Source organism: Ketobacter sp. (genome assembly GCF_003671495.1).
GTDB lineage: Bacteria > Pseudomonadota > Gammaproteobacteria > Pseudomonadales > Ketobacteraceae > Ketobacter.
Genome location: NZ_RCHN01000006.1, coordinates 1 through 23538, shown reverse-complemented (window position 1 = coordinate 23538; position 23538 = coordinate 1). Strand labels below are relative to the sequence as shown.

Genomic DNA, 23538 nt, shown 5'->3' with positions numbered 1-23538 from the left:
TAAATCATCAGCTTAATCCTGAGTATAGACGAAGTTGCCGTGAGCAAGCTGAATTAGGCGTTGACGGCGTTGATCCTGGTCCTGCTCGGCCAGCGTTCGACAGGCATCGAGAAAATCGCCTAAATTTTGGTCGGTCTTTTGGAATAGAGCGATGAATCCCGGTTTCAGTTCGTGATAGGTGGCCACCGTGGAGAGCTGCGCATTATTCAGGTCGCCAGCAAACCAGCTGTCGTAGCCGCTGTAACCCCAGTCCTGCTTGAAGCGCTCGTATTCCGCGCGCAGCTGTGTGATCAGCGCCTGTTTGCCACGTCGTTGTTCCGGGGCACTGATTTCTGCTTCGAACAGCGCCTCCCGCGCAGCCCGGTTGGCCAGCACCAGTTGGATAAAGGCCTGGTGTCGGCTGACAGCAGTTTGGTATTCCTGCCAGCGATTCTGCAGCCCCTGCTGTTCTGCCCATTGTTGTAGAAGAATGGTTTCCACCGCACTGGCGAAGCTTTCGTTGAACACCGTATCATCCTGCACGTACAGCACCTGATGGGCGAGTTCATGGAACAGCAAGGCGGCCAGGGACAGCGGGCCCCGCTCCAGAAAACTGCTCAGCACCGGATCGGCGAACCAGCCCAGAGTGCTGTAGGCACCGACGCCCCCAACGTACGTGTCCAGACCGGCCTGTTGTAATTGTGCGGCGTACTGCTCGGCATCCTGCCGGGCGAAGTAACCCCGATAGCTGACGCAACCCGCAACCGGGTAGCACCAGGTGTGATTCTGCATGGACAGTTCTGGCGTGGCGAAGACATTCCAGGTGACGTACTCGCGCTCCAGTTCCACGTATTCCAGATAGCTTGGGTTGTCTTCCAGCCCCAACTGCTGCACCGCAAACTGACGGGCTTCGAGCAGATAGGTTAAGGATTCCCGGGTGGAGGCAGGCGTTGCGTCGTCCTGCAGCAGGTCGTGAATGGGTTGCTTGCGTTGCATCAGATCCCAGTGGCCCTGGGCTGCCTGCCAGTAATAGGGAAGGTCGCAACCGCTGAGCAGAATACTCAGGGCCAGCAGCAGGGACGAAGCGATAGTACTATTCGGCGGCCACATGCAGATGTCTGAGCAATGTGCTGGGCACGTCGGTAATGATGCTGTCCACGCCCCAGTGTTGCAGGCGCCGGGCTGCGTTCACCTCATTCACCGTCCAGGTGGACACCTCCAGGTCAAGGCCGTGGGCATAGGCGATCAGCTCCGGGCTGCAGCGGTGGTGGTTGATCACCAGATGGCTGCAGTGATGATTGAGGCAAACCGCGATCGGGTCGCGGGTGAACCGTTCGGCCACAAACCCCCGTTTAATTGCGGGTGCCAGCCGCTGCATGATGGCCAGCAGGTTCTGGTCGGAGGAGGTGATGATGGCGGTGGTCTGCAAGTGATATTGCTCAATCAGGTCCACCAGGCCATGGCCGATCTGGAGCAGGATTTCCGGGGTGTCGGTTTTGACTTCCAGCTGGATGCTCTTCAATTCTGGCCATTCATCCAGCACGGCGGCCAGGCGGGGCACGCCTGTGGTTTCCGGCCAATGGGGCAGGGGGATCGTTGCATCCATCTGTTCCAGTTCCGCCGCGGTGTAATCCAGCACGCTGCCTTTGTCTTTGGTGGTGCGGTTCACGGTGGTGTCATGCAGCACCATCAGCTGGTGATCCTTGGACAGGCGCACGTCCAGTTCAACGTGATTGATGCCCAATTGGCGCAGGTGGCGGAAGCCGGCCAGTGTATTTTCCGGAGCTTCTTTGCGCGCACCCCGATGACCGATCAGAATCATATTGGCGGGCTCAGGGCTTCAGAAAGCGCTTGGTGAGTCCGCCGTAGGCGTCGATGCGGCGGTCGCGGAAATAGGGCCAGATGCGACGCAGGTATTCGGTGCGACCCAGTTCGACCTCGGCCCACAGGTACTGCGCATTGTCAGAATCGGCTTGCGCCAGAACGTCGCCTTGCGGCCCGGTAATGAAGCTGCCGCCCCAGAATTGGATGCCATCACTCTGCTCACTGGGGTCCGCTTCATGGCCGACGCGATTGGCCACCAGCACCGGCAGGTGATTGGCGACGGCGTGGGAGCGCTGGATCAGGGTCCAGGCGCCTTTCTGGCGGCTCTGTTCCAGTTCCGTATCGTTGGGGTCCCAGCCGATGGCCGTGGGGTACAGCAGCAGGTCTGCGCCGGCCATGGCCATCAGCCGGGCCGCTTCCGGGTACCACTGATCCCAGCACACCAGCACGCCGAGTTTGCCGATGCTGGTCTGGATCGGAGTAAAGCCGCTGGCGCCGGCCAGGGTTTCCGCATCCCCGGGGGTGAAGTAAAACTTTTCGTAGAAGCCGGGATCATCGGGTATGTGCATCTTGCGATAGGAGCCGCAGAAGCTGCCATCCTTGTCGTACACGACGGCGGTATTGTGGAATACACCGGGGGCCCGTTTTTCGAACAGGGAACCGACCAGTACCACCTGGTGTTGCCGGGCCAGCGCACTCAGGCGTTGACCGCTGGGGCCATCCAGAGGTTCTGCCAGGTCGAACAGGCTGGTGTCCTCGGTCTGGCAGAAATAATGGGTGCAATGCAGCTCCTGCAACAACACCAGGTCCGGTTTGGCGTCGTGCACCAGCGCCTGCAGCAGGCGTTCGGTCTCCGCCAGGCTCTGCGCTTTGTCGGGCCAGGCGGGTTGCTGAATCACCGCGACACGGAGGGAGGTAGGCTGGCTCATGGTAAGACCTCGTGTAAGACCCCTTTGGGTAACTGCATGGTGGCGCAGTGGGGGCCGCCATATTGTTTGATCAGATTATTGCCCGGCACGCCAAGGATGGATTTGCCGGGGAAACAACGTTGCAATGTGCTGATGGCCGCTTGGTCCTGGGGGCAGTTGAACACCGGCACGATCACGCTCTGGTTCAGAATCAGAAAGTTGATGTAACTGCCCGGCAGCCGTTTGCCGGCTTCGTCCCACTGGGGGCTGGGCAGGTCGATCGGCACCAGCCGGTAAGGGCGTCCATCGGTCTGGGTAAAGGTTTTAAGCTGCGCTTCCATGGCGCAGAGCGGAGCGTGATGGGGGTCAGATTTATCTGCGCAGCGGGCATAGACCAGGGTTTCGGGGTCGGAAAAGCGGGCCAGGTTGTCGATGTGGCTATCGGTATCGTCCCCGATCAGGGCGCCTTCGCTCAACCACAGCGTGCGCTCCAGACCCAGCTGCTCCAGCACCAGGGCTTCGATTTGCCGGCGGTCCTTATCGGTGTTGCGATTGCTGCCCAACAGGCAGTGTTCGGTGGTCAGCAGAGTACCCTGGCCATCGGTTTCGATGCTGCCACCTTCCAGTTCGAAGTCCACCCGGTGCAGGGGAGGCTGCCAAAGGCTCTGCAACTGTTCGTTGATGGCGTTATCCAGCGTGGCTTCGTATTTGTCGCCCCAGCCGTTGAAACGAAAATCCAGCAGCCGCAAACCGGCCTGGCCATGCAGGGTCAGCGGGCCATAATCACGACACCAGGTATCGTTATAGGGTTGGATCACCAAGTGGGGAGCATGGGGACAGCGGCCAGCCAGTAAGCTGTGTATGTGATCCTGGTGGGCTTGATCCTGGCACAGAATCAATGGCGGAACCTCTTGCGCGATGGCCGCCGCCAGCGCCACATAATCCTGCTCGATGGCCTCCAGCCAGGGCTGCCAGTCGGTGGACGCATGGGGCCACGCCATCAATACGGAGGCCTGCTCAGCCCATTCCGGGAGCAACTGAAAATGCTTGGTCATATTGGTGGATCAAGATAATGGAAACGAGGCGGTAAAATAACGTAATACCGCCCCGGTTTAAAGAGGGATGTTAATTGCTATGCAGAACGCTGTGAATGACGTGGTCGTGCTCGAAATACACGGTGTAGTGATCATACACCCAGCGGGTGATGGGAGGCTCGCCTACCGACGCGATTTTCTGGCCGGGCGCGCCAAACCGGTTGCTGACCTGATCCATGCTCATGCCGCTTTTAGGGCGGGCTTCGTTGGCGTAAGCGCTGCCTTGCTGACCTGCGGGGACCGGAATGCTGACGTCTTCAGCCACGGCAGAGGCTCCGCAAATCAAGAGTAAACTGGCGAACAGGGGCTTCATCGTATTCTTCATGGTAAAGACCTTTTTTCGGCGGTTTGCCTTGAGTATCTGTTTAGTTATAGCAGATAAATCTTTGCTTTCGCTAATTGTTTTCATTGGAAGTATGGGATTGGTCACGAATCTCCCGGGATTGCAGTCGGCGAATGTGGCGTACAATCTGTTTGCGATCCGGCTCCAGTAAGACTTCGAATTCCACGCCCACTCGGTAAATTGAGGGTTGTTCCTCTATTTTTTCGCAACTTTTGACGATACCGATGCTGGCGATGGTGGCGTAGCTGGGGAACAGCACCATGATCACGTGGAGATAGCTGTCCAGGGGGAGTTCATTGGCGTGATAGAAGGAGATGCCGCCCTCGCTCAGGTTCACGGACTCTTTTTGACTGATCTGTTTGTCGTGGCTTACCAGATATTTCGCAATGAGATCGATTTTCTCTTCCAGGTAGCGCAGGTAGCTGCCCAGAGCCCGGTTGCTGTCACCCACCTGCCGCAGCAGTTCCCGGCTCTCGTTGTCGATGGATTGCAACTGACTCACCAACAGCGCCTGCCGCGGAATGTGGTAGATATCGCTGTAGGGATCATCCGACAGCAGATGACGTTCAATCGGGGTTTTAATCAGGTGAACCCGGTCTTCTATCCGGTAAAAGTCCCGCCGCTCCATAGTGTGCTTCCCAAGCCGTAGTTGTCTAAGTGTAGACGCTTTAGGCTTAGTGGGCAGCTCCCGGGCCTGTGCGGGCCCGGAAACGTTGCTCCTGGTTCAGGCTGCGCCCAGAAACGGCTCGCCCGTCATTTGCTCGGACACTTCCCACAGTCGTTGTGCCATGGGGCCATCATTGGCGCGGCGAGTGGAATAGGCAAGATCCGGTTTGCCCTGCATTTCCAGGAAACCGTTGGGACCAATATATTCACCGCCGCGCAAGCCTGGTTGTGTCACTGCGCACAGGGTCGGTAGCGCACCGGCGGCCTGGCTTTGTGAAAAGATCGAATTGAGCAGCCGGTTGGCGGGCATATACTGCTGCAGATTGGTATTGGAATAGCCGGGGTGCACGGCCACCGCGATCACGTTCGAGCCCCGTTGTTGCAGCCGGCGTTGCAGCTCCTTCGCAAACATGAGGTTGGCCAGCTTGCTTTGTCCGTATGCTTGCCAGCGGGAGTAGCGCTTCTCCCAGTTGAGGTCCTGGAACCGGATGTAACCCAGGCGGTGGGCCACACTGCTCACCACCACCACGCGCCCGGCTTCGGCTTTCTCCAGCAGAGGCAGCAGACGCGCCGTCAGGGCAAAGTGCCCCAGATGATTGGTGCCGAACTGGCTTTCAAATCCGTCCGCGGTTTTACTGTAGGGTGGTGCCATGACGCCGGCGTTGTTTACCAGCACGTCCAGGTGATCGAACCGGGCTGCCACCTCCGCACAGCAATCCCGTACCGATTGCAGGCTCGACAGGTCCAGGCTCATTAGCGTCAACTGGGCACCCGCGTGGTCTCGTTTAATGGCGTCTATGGCTGCCTGCCCCTTGTTGGGGTTACGGCAGGCGAGAATCACGTGTGCACCTTTGGCCGCCAGCACCTTGGCCGCTTCAAACCCGATGCCGCTGTTGGCACCGGTGATCAGTATGGTTTTGTTATTCAGATCAGAAATGGAATCAATGGACCACTGCATGGCATCCTCCTTGGAATGAATGGGTGTGTTTACCCGGGTCGTTCGGATAAAGAGCCGGTCAGGCTGCTATCCTGTAAGAGACCAGTGGTCACAAAATTAAAAGACCGCCAGTCTTTTGTCAATTGTCCGGTTGTTATGGCCTGTAGAAGTTGGGAGGCGAAAGCAGGGCTCAGTGGCACTGTTTTTGGTATAAGGCGATGATTTTTAACGCAGCGAACGTGCTAGAATCCGTCCGATGAAGTGTGTATCGGATTTCAAACGGGCCCGTCAGCCTGAACAAATTGAGCAGCGCAGGCAGGATATCCTCAGTGCCGCGGCGCACCTGATGGCGGAAAAAGGGTTCGACCAGGTGAGCCTGAATGCCATCGCCCGTGGTGCGGGAGTGGCCAAGTCCAATGTCTATCGTTATTTCGAAAGCCGTGAAGAGATCTTCCTGACGCTGTTGCGCCAGGATTGGGATGACTGGTTGATACAGCTGGAGCAGGGGGTGGCCGCGCTGAAGGGCAGTGACGACATTCCGGCTTTTGCCGCTCTGGTAGCGGACTCCATCGCCGCGTGCCCGCGCATGTGTGAGTTGGTGAGTGTGTTGGCCTCGGTACTGGAACAGAATCTGTCCGAGCAGGCGTTGCTGACCTTTAAGACCGAGTCCATGGCGCTGGGGGTACGGATCATGGGTACGGTACAGACAGCGTTGCCCAGCCTGCCATCACAGAACCTGATGCAGATCGGCCATACCCTGTTTGCGCTGATTGCCGGGCTCTGGCCCCTGGGTAATCCGCCCCCGGCGGTGCAAAAGGTAATGGCGCGACCGGAACTGGCACCGTTCCAGATCGAATTCCAAAGTTCACTGGAGTTGGCGTTGAACTTGATGTTGAAAGGGGCCTCTAAAGCCTGAGCCTGTCATAGCTTTACCGTTAACCCTGTGGTTTAATTGCGCCCCATGTTCAGACCCGTTTCCCTGTTTGTTGGATTACGCTATACCCGCGCCAAGCGGCGTAATCACTTCATTTCATTTATTTCCCTCACCTCTATCCTGGGCTTGACCCTGGGCGTAACCGTATTGATCGTGGTTCTGTCGGTCATGAACGGCTTCGACCGGGAGCTGCAGCGCCGCATCCTGGGGATGGTGCCCCAGGCCAGTGTCATGGGCTATCAACCCATTGAGGATTGGCAGTCCATTGTCGACATGGCCCGCCAGGACCCGCGGGTGACCGGCGCCGCCCCCTTCATTCAATTGCAGGGCCTGCTCAGCAATAAAGGGATGGTGGACAGTGCCTTTGTCAGCGGTATTCATCCGGACTACGAAGGCCAGGTGTCCATTCTTCCCAATCATCTCAAATCGGGGTCGCTGCAGGAATTGCAACCCGGTAGTTTCAATGTGGTGTTGGGCTCGGCCCTGGCCCGCAAACTGGGCCTGGTGATCGGGGATAAGGTAACCCTGGTCCTGCCCGAAGCCGCCTTGACGCCGGCCGGGGTCATTCCGCGCTTCAAGCGGCTGACTCTGGTGGGAACCTTTGAAGTGGGGGCAGAGCTGGATGGCATGGTGGGTTTTGTCAATCTGGAGGATGCCGCCCGCCTGGCCCGTATCAAGGGCAATGTGGAAGGGGTGCGCCTGCAGGTGAAGGACCTCTTCACGGCGGGACAGGTGGCCTGGGATCTGGTGGCCAAGCAGCAAGGACAGTTCTACGCCAGCGACTGGACCCGCACCCACGGCACCCTGTTCCAGGCCATCAAAATGGAGAAAACCATGATGGCATTGCTGCTGTTGCTGATTGTGGCGGTAGCGGCTTTCAATATTGTCTCCAGCCTGGTGATGGTGGTGACCGACAAGAAATCCGACATCGCGATACTGCGCACCCTGGGTGCATCACCCAATACCATCATGGGGGTGTTCATGGTGCAGGGCAGTTTCATCGGCGTGGTCGGTACTCTGGCGGGCACAGCCCTTGGGGTGTTGGTGGCGCTCAATATCAGTGATTTCGCCCTCTGGCTGGAGCAGGTGCTGCATCGCAAACTGTTCGCCCAGTACTTTGTGAATTACCTGCCGTCAGAGCTGCGCTGGGAGAACGTCATGTTTGTCAGCGGCATGGGCTTTCTGATGAGCTTTTTTGCCACCCTGTATCCGGCGCGCAAGGCCGCCAAAGTTCAGCCGGCGGAGGCACTGCGTTATGAGTAAGGTGGTGCTGGAGTGTCGTCAGCTGTCGAAGAGTTTCGATGAAGGACCGGTGGAAGTGCAGGTCCTCAAGCAGGTGGATTTTACGCTGCAGGAGGGGGAGTTTGTGGCGATCATTGGCAACTCCGGCTCCGGTAAAACCACGCTGTTGCATCTGTTGAGTGGCCTGGACGTGCCTTCACAGGGACAGGTTTTGATTGGCGGTGAGGACTTCAGTGTCCTCAGTGACAAGCAGCGGGGCGTGGTGCGTAACCAGCACATCGGTTTTGTGTACCAGTTTCACCACCTGCTGCCGGAGTTCAGCGCCCTGGAGAACGTGGCCATGCCCCTGCTGTTGCGCAAGTCCCCCATCGGGGAGGTCAAGCGCCGAGCCACTGAGATGCTGGAACGGGTGGGCCTTGGCCACCGGATTCAGCACAAGCCAGCGGAGTTGTCCGGCGGTGAGCGCCAGCGGGTGGCCATCGCGCGGGCACTGGTGACCCAGCCATCCTGCGTAATGGCGGATGAACCCACCGGCAACCTTGATGTGCATACTGCGCGCGAGGTTCAGGCTCTGATGCATGAACTCAATCGCAGCTTGAAAACCTCGTTCCTGATCGTGACCCATGATCTGGGGCTGGCCAGCCAGGTGGACCGGGTGGTTAAGATGGAAGACGGGCACCTGATGGATGCCGACAGGGAAGGGTTGGCGGCGCTCTGAGTCCAGGGATCAGCTGCGCTTTTTGAGGCGGCGTTCCCGGCGATGGTTCCACGATCGATAAATGTGCATACGCCACAACAGGCGAATGGCGACGAAACCCAACGTGGCCGAGACCAGTCCCACCAGCGCACAGCCAAAAAACAGCGGTCCAATGGCTTTCCAGCCCAGCTCTGCCAGCTGTTTCAGAAACCCGTCGAAGTCCGTCAATATAATGTTGAAATCCACGCTGATGGGTTGACCCTGGGTGTTCACGGGCACTCCGACGATCCAGGCCCCCACTTCATAGCAAAAATAGTACAGCGGGATGTAGGTAAAGGGGTTGCTGACCCAGGTCGATGCCACGGAGATAGGCAGATTGCCATGGATAAAAAAGCAGAGAAAGATAGCGACAAAGATCTGGATGGGCAGGGGAATGAAGGCACAAAGGATGCCGGCGAATATGCCTGCAGAAACCGAGCGTCGATTCAGGTGCCACAGGTTGGGATCTTTGATTCTTGGCCCGAGCTTCGAAATCCAACGATTTTCAATAATGGTCTGGGGCGCCGGAATGTATTTTTTGAATATGTTTTTCAAGGCCAATGGTTACCTGATTCCTGCCAAAGCGCGCTTATTATGCCGGCAATAGAGGCATAACACTAGATGTGGATGTGGGTGTTGGGCGTTCCACTGGGAATAATGCTCCCAGTCATGATCCTGCCCTCCGAATGCGGCCAGTTCTCCCCGGTTTTCATGGGGTTAGCGGCCACTTTGGGGGTGGTCACATGGCGGCTATGGCAGCGTGGATTGGCCTCGTCAAAGGGGCTGGTAGTGGGCTTTGTGAGCGCCCTGATGCTGGGGGTGGGCATCGGCAGCCTGGTCAAGCAGCGGCTGTCTCCCTGGCCGCTGGAGGCCGGGGCGACCTACTATCTGAGCGGCGAGCTATTTGGTGTCCCCCAGGTCAGCCGGTTCAATACCCGCTATCGGGTGCGGGTGGATTGCCTGGGTCAGACCGCCGCGGACTGCTCCGTTTTCACGGACCGGCTGCCGGGGTTATGGCCTGTGGTGGTAGAGCTCAGCACCACCAGGCAACACTCACTGCTGCGGCCGGGGCAACGCGTCCAGGTGCCGGTGCAACCTACGGCGATCCGCGTGCAGTCCAGCCCCGCCGCGTTCAATGTCCAACGTTGGTTGCTTTCTAATCATGTAGTGGCCCGGGTCAAACTCAAGAAAGGGGCCGCGGTAACGCCGTTGCGTGAAACCTGGTGGTCTATGGATCGGGTTCGAACTGAGCTGAATGCTGTTCTGGCCCGGCGGATGCTGGCATCCGGCGAGGGCGGCCTCTCGTCCTACCCGGTGATTCTGGCGCTGGTGAGCGGGGATCGCAGCCTGATGGGGGACCCGCATTGGGAAGTCTTTAACCGCACCGGGACCACCCACCTGGTGGCCATCTCCGGCTTGCATGTGGGGCTGGTGGCCACCCTGGTAACCTTCCTTGTACTGCCCCTGTTTCGGCGCTGGCATGGCTTTACCAATCGCTACCCGGCCAGTCACGGGGCGTTGGTGGTGGCCTGGATTGCCTGTCTGTTTTACGCCGGCCTGGCCGGATTTGCCATTCCCACGCAGCGGGCGCTGATCATGCTCAGCGTCTACGTATTGCTGAAATTGACCGGGCGTGCCCAGCACCTTTGGTTTGGGTTGCTGGTGGCGCTGACGCTGGTGCTGCTGTGGGACCCGGTGGCCTGCTTGAGTCTGGGCTTCTGGCTGTCGTTCGTGGCGGTCTATCTGATTCTCTGGCTCATCGGTGGCGGAGTTTCCGCCCGATCAGGCCTCTCCCAATGGAGCCAGGTCCAGTTGGGTTTGTTCGTGGGGCTGGCCCCGGCGCTGCTGTACGCGGTGCATTCCGTCTCCCTGGTGTCGGCGTTCACCAACGCACTGGCGATTCCTGTGATCGGCTTTGTGGTGGTGCCCCTGAGCCTGCTCTGGGTAACCCTGTGGTCCTTGTGCGGAGAATCCGTGGTATTCCTGCTGGATGCTGCGCTGTGGGTGACCGAGGGTTTGCTCTGGTTCCTGCAGCTCATCAGCGGTTGGCGTTACAGTGTGTGGACGGTGGGGGAACGCAGCCTCGCCAGCCTCCTACTGGCCATGGTGGGGGTGCTCTGGCTGGTCAGTGCGGGTCTGCCGGGGCGGGCCTGGGGGGTGGTGCTGTTGTTGCCGATGTTGTTGCCCCAGTCATCCGGCAACGGTTTATACATCATGGGTTCGGGATCAGGCCGTGTGATACTGCAGTCGAAGTCGCAGGTGTGGTCCCTGTCCCGTAGCCATTGGCCGCAACCGATCGCTCGCTGGCAGTCGGATCTGCTCTCCCATTGGGGAGTGATGATGCCCATGGGTGAAGTACCGCTGCACCACAGCCGGGATCTGTGGTTGGCCCGTGGCGGGGTGTTTTCAGCGTTTGAACTGGACACCGATGCATTGGGCGCCAGAGCAGTGCAAAGCATCCACTATGCGGGGCTGTGCTCCCGGGCGCAATGGCACAGTGGGGGCGTGCAGTTTGAGCGTTACCCGGTGGCCGCCAAGCCGGAGCGTTGTGCGCTGGGGTTAACCTGGGGCCAAACCCGACTGCTGTATTGGCCTTTGGGCACCCAGCGTGATCAGCGGCAGGTCTTCGAGCAGATTGCCGGCGAGCGCTTTGATGCCATCGTGCTGGATCTCGGCAAAGGTAAAGCCGCGATCCCGGAGTTGCTGTCGCTGCTGGGTCATTCCGGTGAACTGATCGCAATCAAACCGCTGCCGGAGTCTCTCCAAGAGCCGGTGTTGGATCGGGGAATCCCGCTGCATGTGATTGCTGAGGACGGGTACTACTACCGGGCGCTGCCAGAGGGTGCCGGTGACTGATTGGTGGCCGAGTGGGGGCGGACATCCTCTTTGCCCAAGATCACTGGCTAAAACAGGATCAAAATGAGATCCAGTCAGCGCTCCCAATACGAAAAGCTGCTACAGTATGCTAGAGTTAAAACCGGCAAAAAATCGATAAAAAACAGTTAGAAAATAGGAGATTACAGCGCGTGCGAGTGCTTGATGTGATTATGTCCGGGGGCTTGGTGATGTACCCCATTATTCTGTGCTCCATTTTGGCGTTGGCCATCATTGTTGAGCGCCTGTGGGCGCTGCGGGTGACCCGAATCAGTCCCCGCAATCTGATCTCCCAGGTCTGGGGTTGGGTCAAGAACGGTAAGTTGGACGGTAAGAAAGTGAAAGAGCTGCGGGATTCCTCCCCCCTGGGCAGGGTGTTGGCCACCGGTCTGATCAACGCCAAGCACGGCCGCGACATCATGAAAGAAGCCATCGTCGATACGGCAACCCATGAAATCCATGAGATGGGGCGTTTTCTCAATTTGCTGGGTTCCATCGCTGCGGTGGCGCCGTTGCTGGGTCTGTTGGGTACCGTCATCGGGATGATCAAGGTGTTCAATGCCATCGTGCTGGAAGGGGCAGGTAATGCCGCGGTGCTGGCGGGGGGAATATCAGAGGCCCTCTACACCACCGCCGCCGGCCTGGTGGTGGCGATTCCTGCGTTGTTCTTCCATCGCTTCTTCAGCCGCCGCATTGATGAGATTGCGGTATTGATGGAACAGGATGCCGTGAAATTGGTGGATGTGATCCACGGTGACCGTGAGGCAGAAACGTCCGAGGGTGACAGGAAGTGAAATTTCAGCGTCAGCCGGTGGAAGAGGTTAATGTCAATCTCACGCCACTCATCGATGTGGTGTTCCTGCTTCTGATCTTTTTCATGGTGTCCACCACCTTCACTCGGGAGCGCGAGCTGACCCTTGAATTGCCACAGGCAGTGGGGGAGGCCGCCGCGGAAGCTCCGGAGTTCATCGAAATCCAGATCACGGCGGATGGGGAGTACGCCGTCAACCAGCAGCGCTTGGTGAATCGGGATCGGGAAACCCTGGAGCGGGCGCTCAAACGGGAGTCGAAAGGCAATGTGGATATTCCCCTGATCATCACTGCGGACGCCAACGCTGCCCACCAGTCAGTGATGACGGCCATGGATGTGTCCGGCGCCCTGGGCTTTACCCGGCTTAGATTAACCGCCCAGCAGCCGGAGCAGTAAGTGCTGCGGTTGCTGTGACCATGCTGCACCGCGTCTTCAACAGACTATGGTATCGGGGGCACGGGTCGGCCTGGTTGCTGTGGCCGCTCTCCCTGTTGTTTGGCTGTCTGTCCCGCCGTCGCCGCAATGCTTACATGAATGGCGAAAAAAGTGCCTACCACTGCGAGCTGCCGGTGATCGTGGTGGGCAATATCAGTGTTGGTGGTACCGGCAAGACCCCCATCAGCATCTGGCTGATCGAGGCTTTGCAGCAGCGTGGGCTGCGTCCGGGCTTGGTCAGTCGGGGTTACGGCGGCAAAGCACCGAGTTACCCCTATGTTGTATCCGTAACGGACGAAGCCTCAGTCACCGGCGACGAACCACTGATGATTCACCTGCGCACCGGCGTGCCGGTGGTGGTGGACCCGGATCGGGCCAGTGCCGCGCGACATCTGGTACACGGCGGCGAAGTGGATGTCATCATCAGTGATGACGGGCTCCAGCATTATGGCCTTTCCCGCACCATCGAGCTGGTGGTGGTGGATGGCGAGCGTGGTTTCGGTACCGGCAGGCTGCTACCGATGGGGCCACTGCGGGAACCGGTTGTGCGCCTCAACACTGTGGATGCTGTGCTGGTGAACGGAGCGCCATCCCATCCCAGCCTGCGCCATCTGAGCGCCCTCAGCAACCGCACCTATCCATTTACTGTGCAGCCCGGCCAGTGGATACCCCTCAATGGAGAATCTGAAGCTGACGTGGATACTTTCATCAGTGCCTTTACTGATGCCACTGTTGATGAGAAGGCATTATCCGGCAGCAAGGTGATTCATGGTCTGGCAGGCATCGGCAATCCCCAGCGTTTTTTCGACACCCTGCAGCAGTTGGGCATACCTCACCAGCCACACAGTTTTCCGGACCATCATGATTACACCGAGCTGGATCTGGAAGCGTTTGAGGCGGGCCTGGTGCTGACCACAGAGAAAGACGCCGTCAAACTCCGTAAGTTTGATCGAGTGCGGGGGGCTTACCTGCCGATTGATGCGCATGTCGACGCCCGGCTCCAGCCCGCGCTTATCGATGTTATAATGGCGCGCCTTGAGGCCTTCAACCAACAACACCGCCACCTCTACTGAGAGCACCATGACTGAATATCGCGTCATCATACCAGCCCGCTATGCATCCACCCGACTGCCTGGCAAGCCACTGCAGGATATTGCCGGCAAACCCATGATACAGCGCGTGTATGAGCAGGCCTGTCGCAGTCAGGCGGCGGAGGTGATCATCGCCACGGATGACACCCGCATCGAGACGGCGGCCAAACAGTTCGGTGCCAACGTGGTTATGACCCGGCCGGATCATGAATCCGGTACCGACCGTCTGCAGGAGGTGGTGACTCAGCTGGGCCTGGCTGATGAGGATATCGTGGTGAACGTGCAGGGGGATGAGCCGTTGATTCCACCGGCGGTGATCGATCAGGTGGCCAGGAATCTGGCGCAATCCAGTGCGGGTATTTCCACCCTCAGTGAGCCCATTGACGAGATCGAAAAGGTATTTGATCCCAACGCGGTAAAAGTGGTGGCCGACGTCCACGGATATGCCCTCTATTTCAGTCGTGCCCCCATTCCCTTTGGTCGGGACAGCTATGATATGGCGCAGCGCTCCGGTGCCTTGCCGGCGCACATGGCGGTGCAACGGCATATCGGGATCTACGGCTACCGGGTCAGCCTGTTGCACGACTTTGTGCAGTGGGGCCCCTGTGCGTTGGAAAAAACCGAGTGCCTGGAGCAATTGCGGGCCATGTGGCATGGGGTCAAAATTCATGTGGAGCAGGCGGTCGTCACCCCACCGGCGGGAGTGGATACTCCGGCGGATCTGGAGCGGGTGCGGGCCTTATTCTCCCAATAACGATTGCAGCCGGGAGCAGCCGTGAAGAAAGTGTTATTTGTCTGTCTGGGGAACATTTGCCGATCGCCCACTGCGGAGGCGGTTTTTCGCGCCAAGGTGAATCAGTTGGGGTTGGAGCAGCGGATCGTTCACGATTCCTGTGGTACGGCCGGTTATCACGTGGGGGAACCCCCTGACCGCCGGGCAACGGAGGCGGCACAAAAGCGCGGTTACCCCATGGCTGATTTGCGCGGGCGCCAGGTGTGCGATCAGGACTTTGAAGAGTACGACTATATACTGGCCATGGATAAGTCCAACTTCGCCGACCTCAAACGGCGGGCGGCAGAACATCACCACCCCAAGATTCAATTGTTTCTGAAATACAGCTCCACTGACGAACGGGAAGTGCCTGATCCGTACTACGGTGGTGCTGAAGGCTTCGATTATGTGCTCGATCTGGTGGAAGACGCCTGCGATGGCCTGCTGCAACGTTTGCAGGATGAGTTGTGACAGCCTCAGTCCAGGTCCAGCATCAGATCTCCCTTCAGCCCTATAACACTCTGTCCATCAACGTCCGTGCCGCCCGCTTTTGTGCGGTACAGAATCAGGCGCAATTGCATCAACTTCTGCATGACTCCGCTGGCGAACCGTTGCTGGTGTTGGGTGGGGGCAGCAATTTGGTGCTGACTTCGGATTTCAGTGGCCTGGTGATTCACAACTGCATCGAAGGGGTGACGCTGCTGGAGGAGACCGCTGATGGTGTCGTGCTGGAGGTGGGGGCCGGCGAGCATTGGGACCGGCTGGTAGCCACCTGTGTGGACAGGGGATGGTATGGATTGGAGAATCTCAGTTGGATACCGGGTACGGTGGGTGCTGCGCCTATCCAGAATATTGGTGCCTACGGTGTCGAGCTGAAGGATGTGTTGGTGCAGGTGACCACTCTGCAGCGCAGTGATTTGTCTGAGCGGGTATTCACATTGGAGCAGTGTGGGTTCGGCTATCGGGACAGCGTATTCAAGCGCGAGCAGCAGGATCGCCAGATCATTCTGTCGGTACGCCTGCGACTGAGTAAAACCGCCCATCCCAAACTGGGTTACGGTGAGATCCGCCAACGGGCGGAGGAGTGGGGATACGATTGTCACCTGATGACCCCGGCCCAGCTGCGACAGATCATCATTCGGATTCGCTCAGAAAAACTGCCGGACCCGGCACAGCAGCCCAATGTGGGCAGCTTTTTCAAAAACCCGGTGGTGTCGCAGCAGCAATATGAGCAGTTGGTTGCCAGTGAGCCCGGGCTGGTGGCCTATCCACAGACCGATGGTCGCGTGAAGCTGGCGGCCGGCTGGCTGATTGACCGACTGGGTTGGAAGGGCCGGCAATGGGGACAGGCCAGGGTGCATGATCGACAGGCTCTGGTGTTGATTAATGAAGGGTCGGCAAGCGGGGATCTGATGGCCCTGGCGGCTGAAATCCAGCGTTCTGTCCGAGATCGTTGGGGTGTGAATCTTGAAATCGAACCTCGAGTATTATGACCTGATCCGGCATTCATAAAAAAGCCCACCCTGGTTACCCCGGGTGGGCTTTTTCGTGGTTCGCGGCGGTGGATCAGTCTTCTTTTTTCGCTACCGCTTCACTGCCGCTGGCCGCTTTGGCGTCTTCCCGCTGACGACGGCGAATTTCCCGAGGGTCATTCGCCGCCCGTTGTGCCGGCTGGTCAGCATCACTGGCGGCGGACTGCTCCGCAGCCGGTGTTGAGACCGGTTTCACCACCGCGGTGCTGACCGCAGGGGCGCTGGGCGCTGCTGTGGTCTTGGCTTCCGGGGCTTTAGCTTCCGGTGCTTTGGCTTCTGGGGCTTTTGCGACGGGAGCCTTGTTCTCCGGCGCTTTGGCTTCCGGCTTTGGCTCCGCTTTCACCGCGGCGGGAGGTTGAGGAGCCGGTTGCGCTTTTTCGGTCGGTGCCGATGCCGGTTTGGGCGCTTCTGCTTGGGTAGCCTGAGGCTTGGGTGCCACCGCGGGCTTGGCATCCACCGGTTTGGCCGCTTGCGCTTGCTCAGGGGCTGCAGGCGCCTGTGGCTTAGCCGCTGCTTGTGGCTTTTCGGCAGATTCCTGCTTAGTCGCCACCGGGGCTTTGTCCTGGGGCGCAGGTTGCGACTGAGCTGCTGGAGCCGCCTTCTCTTCGGGTGCCTGAGCGGGCGCCTGGGCCTCTGCGGCTTTGGGCTGGCTTTGGGGCTTGCCCGCAGATTCCGCTGATTCCGTCTTCTCCGCTTTCGCAGGCTTGTCTTCCCGAGCAGGTTTCTCGGCCTGCGCAGGCTTTACTTCAGCCTGAACGGGCTTGGCATCCGCCGGGGAGGGCGCTTTTTCAGCGGTCGCCGGGTCTGCGTTGGTGTTGTCACGCTCGTTGGCCTGCGCCTTGTTCTGGCGTCGGCGGCGATTATCGCTGGGGCTGCGACGGCGGCCGCGGCGAGCATTACCGGAATCCTGGCCATCATCACCGGACTCGTCCGCTTTCTGTTTGCTGTCCGCTCTTGGCTCACGGGGTTCCTGCTGATCCCGTTTCTGGTTGCGACCCCGTCCGCGGCCCTGTTTCTGCTCGCGGCCCTGGTTGTCCCTGCCAGACTCTCTGCCTGAGTCTCTGGCCGAATCTTTGTCAGAGGATTCCTTGCGCTTGTTGCGGGTGTCGTTGTCCTTGTCTTTATCTTTGGCCTTGTTGTCATCGCGGGACTTGTCATCTCGGGATGGCTTTTCATCGCGACGGTTGCGGCCCTTCTGGTTGCGGTTACCACGCTGGTTGTTGTTGCGGGTGTTCCGCTGATTGCGATTCTGTTGTCCCTGCTTCTGGTCCGGCTTGCTTTCCTCCTGCTCGTTGCTGCTGAACAGCTGGATAAACCAGGCAAACAGACGGGAGAAGAAACTGGGGTCTTTCTTCACAATCGGGGTTGGTGCCGGCGTGTTCGGCTGGATCATCTGAACCGCAGCCTGCTCCTGGCGATGAATCGGGCTTTCACCGGGGGCCAGCAGTTCCTCTTCCACCTCGTCGGCGGCGTCGATCAGCTCGTAACTGGCGGTGGCTTCGCCTTCCACCTGGTCGCTGCGGAAGCGGCTGACCTCAAAGTGAGGGGTCTCCAGGTTGGGGCTGGGCAGCACCAGAACGCGCACCTTGTTGCGGGCCTCGATGGCCACAATGTTGTCGCGCTTTTCGTTCAGCAGGTAGGTGGCCACATTGACCGGTACCCGGGCGTGAATTTCGCTGCTGTTCTCTTTCAGTGCCTCTTCTTCAATCAGGCGCATGATGTTGAGAGACAGCGAATGCAGGTCGCGAATGAAGCCGACCCCGTTGCAACGGGGGCAGATGTGACCGCTGGTCTCACCCAGGGACGGACGCAGACGCTGACGGGACAGCTCCATCAGTCCAAAGCGGGAAATGCGCCCTACCTGAACCCTGGCCCGGTCCAGCTCCAGAGCATCGCGCATGCGGTTTTCCACTTCGCGCTGGTTGCGGTTGGCGTTCATGTCGATGAAGTCCACCACAATCAGGCCGCCGATGTCCCGCAGGCGCAACTGACGGGCGATTTCGTCGGCCGCTTCCAGGTTGGTCATGAGGGCGGTTTCTTCGATGTCCGCGCCCTTGGTAGCCTTGGAAGAGTTGATGTCGATGGACACCAGGGCTTCCGTCGGGTCGATCACGATGGATCCGCCGGAGGGCAGTTTCACTTCGCGCTCAAAGGCGGTCTCGATCTGGGATTCGATCTGGTAGCGGTTGAACAGCGGGATGTTGTCGCTATACAGCTTGATCTTGTTTTCGTACTGGGGCATCACCTGGCGTACGAAATTCAGGGCTTCCTGATGGACCTGAGGTGTATCAATCAACACTTCGCCGATGTCCTGGCGCAGGTAATCCCGCACCGCCCGGATGATGACGTTGCTTTCCTGATAGATCAGGAAGGGGGCCTGGCGTTTTTCAGACGCTTCAGTAATGGAGCTCCACAGGGTCAGCAGGTAATCCAGATCCCACTGCAGTTCTTCCACGCTGCGACCGATACCGGCCGTACGGATAATGACCCCCATATCCTGGGGAATGTTCAGGCCGTTCATCACATCACGCAGGGCTGCGCGATCATCACCGTCGATCCGGCGAGAAATACCACCGGCCCGAGGGTTGTTCGGCATCAGCACCAGGTAGCGGCCAGCCAGGCTGATAAAGGTGGAAAGGGCGGCACCCTTGTTACCACGCTCTTCTTTGCCTACCTGCAGGATGACTTCCTGACCTTCCTTGATCACGTCCTTGATCGTAAAACGACCCTGGACGTCTTTGGGGTTCTTGGTGAAGTATTCCCGGGAGATTTCCTTTAAAGGCAGAAAGCCGTGGCGCTCAGATCCGAAATCCACGAACGCGGCTTCCAGACTGGGTTCAATGCGGGTGATGCGACCTTTGTAGATATTGGATTTTTTCTGTTCTCGTGTTCGGTGTTCGATGTCCAAATCGTAAAGGCGTTGTCCATCGACCAAGGCAACGCGCAGCTCTTCCGAGTGGGTTGCGTTAATCAGCATTCTTTTCATGCAGATTGTTATCCAGCAATCAATGCGATCAACAGGACAGGAGACGGATTACGGGCGGGAAAGCGGATTATCAACCGATCTGAGCAACATCACTGCAGATCAGCGGCCTGACCCATCATAATGGCAGGCAACTGTGGCAACACCATGTCTTATGTTGTGCATGGGTTGGGTCACACGCTGTGTCCGGTATGAACTCTGTTGCAGCCAGTACCGGTTAATGACTTTTCGCCGGGTTGAACAGCGGTACAAACGAATGAATCCAGCTGCTCGGGTTACCTTCGTCTGGCCGTGATGCTCCATTTTTGATTGCACTGTGTGATAGCGTCTGTGCAATGGACTTATGGAGCGTTTGTTTGAATCAGGCCAGACAAACAATCTTGTCTCTTAATCTCTGTTAAACGCGTGTTTAACATTCACGTGTACAATCCCGAAGCGGGACGCACAACGTACCATTTTTTACTTGAGCCAATCCGTTCAGGAACGATCACAGGACACTGGGGTGCCGGTTACTGGTTCCACCGTGTTTGGCGGTTTGCTGCAGGGCAGCGATCATCGTCGGTTGGGGTCAGCTGCCGGGTCTTAGCCATTGGCAACGCTGATGAGCCCACGTTGGATAATGTTTTGGTCGATCCTGAGCTGCACATTCGGTTTACATCTAAACTGCGGGGCAGGCACGGTGGTGCGACCAATAGTAACCTGTTGGAGCGGGGTGCAGGATAATTAGGTGATTGCCGGTATTCTGGTTAGAATATGCAGCCTCCCTGATCTTAGCTGCAAATGGCAAGGATCATCCGGGAACGTACCTGATTATGCCTTGCCCGCCGCTTTTATAGGCTCATCGCAATATAGCAGGAAATCTTAACCTCATCAAACAGATAGCTATAAGTCCTTGATTCCTCATGAGCAGTACAGATAAACGCCCCTCCGTGGCCATGGTTACCGTAACGGAAGACCAACACGGGCAACGACTCGATAATTTTCTGGTGAGCCGGCTAAAAGGTGTCCCAAAATCAGCCATTTACCGCATGATTCGCAAGGGTGAAGTGCGGGTGAACAAGGGCCGTACCAAGCCGGAGTACAAGCTCAACCAAGGGGACCTGGTGAGGGTGCCCCCGGCGCGAACCAAGCCCGTTGCTGAGGTTGCCCCGTTTGTGGGGGACAGCTTGAAATCCCAGTTGGAAGCCGCCATTTTGTACGAGGATGACGGCCTGATCGTGATCAATAAGCCCAGCGGTCTGGCGGTGCACGGTGGTAGCGGAGTGAGTCTGGGGGTGATCGAGGCCCTGCGCCAGATGCGCCCGGCACAGCGCTTCCTGGAATTGGTCCACCGCCTGGACCGGGACACCTCCGGTTGCCTGATGGTGGCCAAGAAGCGCAGCGTGCTCAAAAAGCTGCACGACGATCTGCGCCAGGGCAACATGCAGAAAACCTATCTGGCCCTGTTGTGGGGGCGCTGGAATGGTCTGGAGCATCGCATCGAGGCCCCCCTCAGAAAGTTCCAGCTGGCATCCGGTGAGCGTATTGTGCGGGTTTCTGCCGATGGCAAACCTTCCCTGACGCTGTTTCGCCAACTGGAGCTGTACAGCAACGCCACCCTGGTAGAGGCCAAGCCGGTCACCGGTCGCACCCATCAGATCCGGGTGCATGCCCAGTTTGCCGGCCATCCCATTGCCGGTGATGACAAGTACCTGCATCGGGAACAGGCCGGGTATTTCGAGGAGAAAGGGCTCAAGCGCCTGTTTTTGCATGCCGCCGGGCTGGAGTTGGAAGACGCGGCGGGGCAGAAACGGGTATTCAATGCGCCATTGCCCGAAGAGTTAAACAGCTTTTTAAGCAGGTTGTAGCAGTATGTCCCAGTATCAACTGATTGTATTCGATTGGGATGGAACCCTGATGAACTCGCTGAGCCGAATAGCGGATTGTATGCAGGCAGCGGCTCGGGATCTGGCGCTGACGCCCGCTACCGACCAGCAGGTACACGATGTGGTGGGCCTGGCCCTGGACATCGCTATCCAGCGTCTGCATCCCCAGCTGGATGGACATCAGGTGGCACAGATGCGGGAGCGATATTCCCATCACTACGTTGTAGCTGAGTCCACGCCCAGCCCATTTTACGGGGGGATACCCGAGATGCTGGGCAGCCTCAGTGCCAAAGGGGCGCTGCTGAGCGTGGCAACCGGCAAGAGCCGGAAAGGGTTGTCCCGGGTGTTTGCTGCCCACGGTGTGGAGTCCCTGTTCCACAGCTCCCGCTGTGCCGATGAAACCCGTTCCAAACCAGAACCGGATATGCTGCTGGAGATTCTGGCCATGCACGGTTTAAACCCGGATCAGGCGGTCATGGTGGGTGATACGGAGTTTGATCTGGAAATGGCCCGACGTGCCGGCGTGGACTCGGTTGGCGTTACCTGGGGTGCCCATGATATAACTCGCCTCCAACGCCATCATCCTAAAGTATGTGTGGATAGCGTTGCGTCGCTATCGAACTGGTTACACCAAGCAGTGTAAGGGAAACTTTCATGACAGAAGATCAAAACAGCAATAAAAGCTATCAGCAGCGCAATGAGCGGGGGCGTTTCAATCGGCCACGTTCCAGTAAAGAGTGGAAGCTGATTGAAAAAATGGTGATGTCCTCCCAGGATGAGCACCGCAAAGCCCGTCGCTGGGGCATCTTTTTCAAATCCCTCACATTCCTGTATTTGTTTGTGGTGTTGATGATGTTCAATCCCGGAATGTGGGGATCTTCCGGTATCAGCGTCAGCGCGCCCCATGTGGCGTTGGTAGACCTGAAAGGCATGATTGCGGACGACACCGAGGCCAGTGCGGACCGGCTGGTGGCAGGGCTTCGTGACGCTTTCAAAGCGGAACATTCCAAAGGGATCATCCTGCGGGTGAACAGTCCGGGTGGCAGCCCGGTTCAGTCTGGCCTGGTCTACCGGGAAGTGCAGCGCCTGAAGAAAGAGTATCCTGAGAAGAAAGTCTATGCCGTGATTACGGATCTGGGTGCATCCGGCGCTTATTATATTGCCGCCTCGGCCGACGAAATCTACGCTGATCCCGCCAGTCTGGTGGGGTCCATTGGTGTGGTCAGTGACGGGTTTGGTTTTGTCGGGACGATGGAAAAATTGGGCGTGGAGCGCCGCGTTTACACTTCCGGTACCAACAAGGCCATGCTGGATCCGTTCCAGCCGGAAGATCCCAAGCAGAAGGAATTTTTTGCCGGCATTCTGGCCGATGTGCATCAACAATTTATTGATGCAGTCAAAGAAGGGCGTGGTGATCGGATCAAGGACGATGATGTCGTGTTTTCCGGTCTGTTCTGGTCTGGTCGCCAGGCGTTGGAGTTGGGCTTGATTGATGGGTTGGCCAGTCCTGGACAGGTGGCTCGGGAAATTATCGGTGAAGAAAAGATGGTGGACTACACTCCCCGGGTGAGCCCGCTGGAAGCGTTCACCGGTCGCTTGGGGGTCGCCATGGCAGATCGCGTGATGGCGATGCTGGGTATTGGTACCGTCTCGCTGAAATAGCGTGATCGAAAACCCGATCCACAAAAAAGGCGCAGATTACTGCGCCTTTTTTTATGCATTACTTTTTGTTTGTTTCTGCTCGTGTCAGTTTACGTTCAACAAGCGGTTGATGATGGTGTCCACGGTGGATTGCATGGAGTGGTACTCAAGATAGACATTACCGTTCTCGTCGTTGCGGGTGGGCAACCAGCTCAAGCGCATCAGCATAAACCCGTGCAGGCAGGCGGTAAAATCCGCTGCGGTGATTTTGCTGTCCTCACCACAGTGGCGGTCGATCAGGTTTTGCACGCGGGTATGCATGTCATTGATCTCGGAGGGTAGACTGAAGTTCTGATTGACTGCGGCCCGGTGATTCAGCGGATCGTAACCCAGTGGCACCGACTGGTCGCGCAACATGAGGCGGAAGTAGGCTGGATGATCGCCCAGTAACATCAGCATTTCCTGGGCACCACGTTTCAGTGTCTCGATGGGGGATTCCCCCGCTTTTGCCACATAGAGCTGCGTGAAGCCCTTGCTTATACGACCACCCATGGCAGCGAGAATGTCTTCCCGGCCGCTGAAGTGAGCGTAGACTGACGGCAGTTTTATACCGATCTTGTCCGCTACGTCCTGCAATTTTAAATGCTCGATACCATGCAACGCAGCCAGTGCCTCAGCTTCGTCAATAATCTTCTCTTTGGTATTTCGGCGTCTTGGTTTGTTTATTTGAATATCATCGGCCATCTGTTTTTTGCCTCGTATCACAGGGTGCGCGACTTACAGCTCACGCACGCCGTAGCACCTAACAATATAAGTGTAGACGCCCGATGAAATTTGTTCAGAATTTGGCAAAAAAAATTACGGAATTTGT

Annotated in this window: 24 protein-coding genes; 14 read left to right on the top strand and 10 right to left on the bottom strand. The window is 58.0% G+C overall.

Annotated features, from left to right (window positions below; translation table 11 throughout):
- Positions 1-12: 12 nt before the first annotated feature.
- From D9N14_RS01530 to D9N14_RS01500, 7 genes are all read right to left on the bottom strand, one after another.
- Positions 13-1089, bottom strand: coding sequence for an aminopeptidase (locus tag D9N14_RS01530; RefSeq protein ID WP_290576115.1), 1077 nt, complete (start codon positions 1087-1089; stop codon positions 13-15).
- Positions 1073-1801, bottom strand: coding sequence for a glycerophosphodiester phosphodiesterase (locus D9N14_RS01525; RefSeq protein ID WP_290576113.1), 729 nt, complete (start codon positions 1799-1801; stop codon positions 1073-1075). The genes D9N14_RS01530 and D9N14_RS01525 overlap by 17 nt, the downstream gene beginning before the upstream one ends.
- A 10-nt stretch (positions 1802-1811) precedes the next feature.
- A complete protein-coding gene (locus D9N14_RS01520) occupies positions 1812-2732 on the bottom strand; it encodes a carbon-nitrogen hydrolase (RefSeq protein ID WP_290576111.1) in 921 nt (306 codons plus the stop codon).
- Positions 2729-3766: an agmatine deiminase family protein gene (locus D9N14_RS01515; RefSeq protein ID WP_290576109.1), complete on the bottom strand. Its 1038-nt coding sequence runs from the start codon at positions 3764-3766 to the stop codon at positions 2729-2731. Before D9N14_RS01515 ends, D9N14_RS01520 begins: the two co-directional genes overlap by 4 nt.
- 70 nt (positions 3767-3836) lie before the next feature.
- Positions 3837-4130 (bottom strand): hypothetical protein, encoded by a 294-nt coding sequence (locus tag D9N14_RS01510; RefSeq protein ID WP_290576107.1) that lies wholly within the window; start codon positions 4128-4130, stop codon positions 3837-3839.
- A gap of 70 nt (positions 4131-4200) precedes the next feature.
- Positions 4201-4776: a PilZ domain-containing protein gene (locus tag D9N14_RS01505; protein ID WP_290576105.1), complete on the bottom strand. Its 576-nt coding sequence runs from the start codon at positions 4774-4776 to the stop codon at positions 4201-4203.
- 96 nt (positions 4777-4872) lie between these two features.
- Positions 4873-5772, bottom strand: a complete 900-nt coding sequence (locus D9N14_RS01500) for an oxidoreductase (RefSeq protein ID WP_290576103.1) — start codon at positions 5770-5772, stop codon at positions 4873-4875.
- Between the two features lie 235 nt (positions 5773-6007).
- Here D9N14_RS01500 and D9N14_RS01495 point away from each other — a divergent pair, with 235 nt between their 5' ends.
- Genes D9N14_RS01495 through lolD form a run of 3 tightly spaced genes read left to right on the top strand, consistent with a single transcriptional unit; the run spans position 6008 to position 8645 of the window.
- A complete protein-coding gene (locus tag D9N14_RS01495) occupies positions 6008-6667 on the top strand; it encodes a TetR/AcrR family transcriptional regulator (RefSeq protein ID WP_290576101.1) in 660 nt (219 codons plus the stop codon).
- A 45-nt stretch (positions 6668-6712) separates the two neighbouring features.
- Positions 6713-7948, top strand: coding sequence for a lipoprotein-releasing ABC transporter permease subunit (locus D9N14_RS01490; protein ID WP_290576099.1), 1236 nt, complete (start codon positions 6713-6715; stop codon positions 7946-7948).
- Positions 7941-8645, top strand: coding sequence for a lipoprotein-releasing ABC transporter ATP-binding protein LolD (gene lolD, locus D9N14_RS01485; protein ID WP_290576097.1), 705 nt, complete (start codon positions 7941-7943; stop codon positions 8643-8645). Before D9N14_RS01490 ends, lolD begins: the two co-directional genes overlap by 8 nt.
- A 9-nt stretch (positions 8646-8654) precedes the next feature.
- Here the strand turns inward: lolD and D9N14_RS01480 are convergent, their stop codons facing one another.
- Positions 8655-9113 (bottom strand): DUF2062 domain-containing protein, encoded by a 459-nt coding sequence (locus D9N14_RS01480; RefSeq protein ID WP_290576570.1) that lies wholly within the window; start codon positions 9111-9113, stop codon positions 8655-8657.
- On the opposite strand from D9N14_RS01480, the gene D9N14_RS01475 reads away from it, so the two are divergent.
- The 8 genes from D9N14_RS01475 to murB all read left to right on the top strand — a co-directional run bounded on the left by D9N14_RS01475 (position 9006) and on the right by murB (position 16139).
- The gene (locus D9N14_RS01475) at positions 9006-9278 is read left to right on the top strand and encodes a hypothetical protein (protein ID WP_290576581.1); all 273 of its coding nucleotides are present in this window, start codon (positions 9006-9008) and stop codon (positions 9276-9278) included. The two genes, D9N14_RS01480 and D9N14_RS01475, sit on opposite strands and share 108 nt — an antisense overlap.
- A 54-nt stretch (positions 9279-9332) precedes the next feature.
- Positions 9333-11519: a ComEC/Rec2 family competence protein gene (locus tag D9N14_RS01470; RefSeq protein ID WP_290576095.1), complete on the top strand. Its 2187-nt coding sequence runs from the start codon at positions 9333-9335 to the stop codon at positions 11517-11519.
- Between the two features lie 176 nt (positions 11520-11695).
- The gene (locus D9N14_RS01465) at positions 11696-12331 is read left to right on the top strand and encodes a MotA/TolQ/ExbB proton channel family protein (protein ID WP_290576568.1); all 636 of its coding nucleotides are present in this window, start codon (positions 11696-11698) and stop codon (positions 12329-12331) included.
- Positions 12328-12744, top strand: a complete 417-nt coding sequence (locus D9N14_RS01460; RefSeq protein ID WP_290576093.1) for an ExbD/TolR family protein — start codon at positions 12328-12330, stop codon at positions 12742-12744. Before D9N14_RS01465 ends, D9N14_RS01460 begins: the two co-directional genes overlap by 4 nt.
- 20 nt (positions 12745-12764) lie before the next feature.
- Positions 12765-13856 (top strand): tetraacyldisaccharide 4'-kinase, encoded by a 1092-nt coding sequence (lpxK, locus tag D9N14_RS01455; RefSeq protein ID WP_290576091.1) that lies wholly within the window; start codon positions 12765-12767, stop codon positions 13854-13856.
- 7 nt (positions 13857-13863) lie between these two features.
- Complete coding sequence (gene kdsB, locus D9N14_RS01450; RefSeq protein WP_290576089.1) at positions 13864-14628, top strand: 3-deoxy-manno-octulosonate cytidylyltransferase; 765 nt, start codon at positions 13864-13866, stop codon at positions 14626-14628.
- A gap of 21 nt (positions 14629-14649) precedes the next feature.
- Positions 14650-15117 carry a low molecular weight protein-tyrosine-phosphatase gene (locus tag D9N14_RS01445; protein WP_290576087.1) on the top strand — a complete coding sequence of 156 codons (468 nt, stop codon included), beginning with the start codon at positions 14650-14652 and terminating at the stop codon, positions 15115-15117.
- A complete protein-coding gene (gene murB / locus D9N14_RS01440) occupies positions 15114-16139 on the top strand; it encodes a UDP-N-acetylmuramate dehydrogenase (RefSeq protein WP_290576085.1) in 1026 nt (341 codons plus the stop codon). The genes D9N14_RS01445 and murB overlap by 4 nt, the downstream gene beginning before the upstream one ends.
- Positions 16140-16212: 73 nt before the next feature.
- Here the strand turns inward: murB and rne are convergent, their stop codons facing one another.
- Positions 16213-19164: a ribonuclease E gene (gene rne, locus D9N14_RS01435; RefSeq protein WP_411267908.1), complete on the bottom strand. Its 2952-nt coding sequence runs from the start codon at positions 19162-19164 to the stop codon at positions 16213-16215.
- 899 nt (positions 19165-20063) lie between these two features.
- On the opposite strand from rne, the gene rluC reads away from it, so the two are divergent.
- From rluC to D9N14_RS01420, 3 genes are all read left to right on the top strand, one after another.
- Positions 20064-21008: a 23S rRNA pseudouridine(955/2504/2580) synthase RluC gene (rluC, locus tag D9N14_RS01430; protein WP_290576081.1), complete on the top strand. Its 945-nt coding sequence runs from the start codon at positions 20064-20066 to the stop codon at positions 21006-21008.
- A 4-nt stretch (positions 21009-21012) separates the two neighbouring features.
- Positions 21013-21669, top strand: a complete 657-nt coding sequence (locus D9N14_RS01425) for an HAD family hydrolase (protein ID WP_290576079.1) — start codon at positions 21013-21015, stop codon at positions 21667-21669.
- A gap of 113 nt (positions 21670-21782) precedes the next feature.
- Complete coding sequence (locus tag D9N14_RS01420; RefSeq protein ID WP_317622563.1) at positions 21783-22688, top strand: S49 family peptidase; 906 nt, start codon at positions 21783-21785, stop codon at positions 22686-22688.
- A gap of 84 nt (positions 22689-22772) precedes the next feature.
- On the opposite strand, the gene D9N14_RS01415 is transcribed toward D9N14_RS01420, so the two are convergent.
- A complete protein-coding gene (locus tag D9N14_RS01415; RefSeq protein WP_290576075.1) occupies positions 22773-23411 on the bottom strand; it encodes a TetR/AcrR family transcriptional regulator in 639 nt (212 codons plus the stop codon).
- Positions 23412-23538: the final 127 nt, after the last annotated feature.